The organism is Pseudomonas sp. NCHU5216 (assembly GCF_052156495.1).
In the GTDB taxonomy this organism is placed as follows: Bacteria; Pseudomonadota; Gammaproteobacteria; order Pseudomonadales; family Pseudomonadaceae; genus Aquipseudomonas.
In genome coordinates this window covers 1-580 of the sequence record NZ_JBQLIX010000089.1, presented here as the reverse complement: position 1 = coordinate 580, position 580 = coordinate 1, and the positions used below count along the sequence as shown (strand labels likewise).

1 protein-coding gene is annotated in these 580 nt (G+C 62.4%); it reads right to left on the bottom strand.

Features of this window, described 5'->3' with window-relative positions:
• A partial coding sequence (locus ACSVIK_RS25990; protein ID WP_442447018.1) for a cadherin-like domain-containing protein occupies positions 1 to 580 on the bottom strand: 580 nt, incomplete at both ends.

The following is a 580-nucleotide window of genomic DNA, read 5'->3' as shown; positions in this document are numbered from 1 at the left end:
GCCATCGGCATTCATCACCAACCGACCATGCTGCGGGCCGGACAGGATTTCGACGGTGAGGGCATCGCCTTCGATATCGCTGGCAAGGGCCAACAGGTCGATAGCGAGGGTGCTGTCTTCCTCCAGGGTAAAGCGGGCGTCGGCCACTAGCGGCGCGTCGTTTACCGGCGTCACGTTCAGGGTGATGCTGGCCGGCGCGGAAACCAGTTCGCCATCGGTTACCCGGTAAGTGAAGCCATCGGTGCCGTTCCAGTCAGGGTCAGGGCTGTAGGTGAAGCGGCCATCGGCGTTCATCACCAACTGACCATGCTGCGGGCCGGACAGGATTTCGACGGTGAGGGCATCGCCTTCGATATCGCTGGCAAGGGTCAACAGGTCGATAGCGAGAGTGCTGTCCTCCTCCAGGGTGAAACGGGCGTCGCCCGCTAGCGGCGCGTCGTTCACCGGCGTCACATTCAGGGTGATGCTGGCCGGTGCGGAAACCAGCTCGCCATCGGTTACCCGGTAAGTGAAGCCATCGGTGCCGTTCCAGTCAGGGTCAGGGGTGTAGGTGAAGCGGCCATCGGCATTCATCACCAAC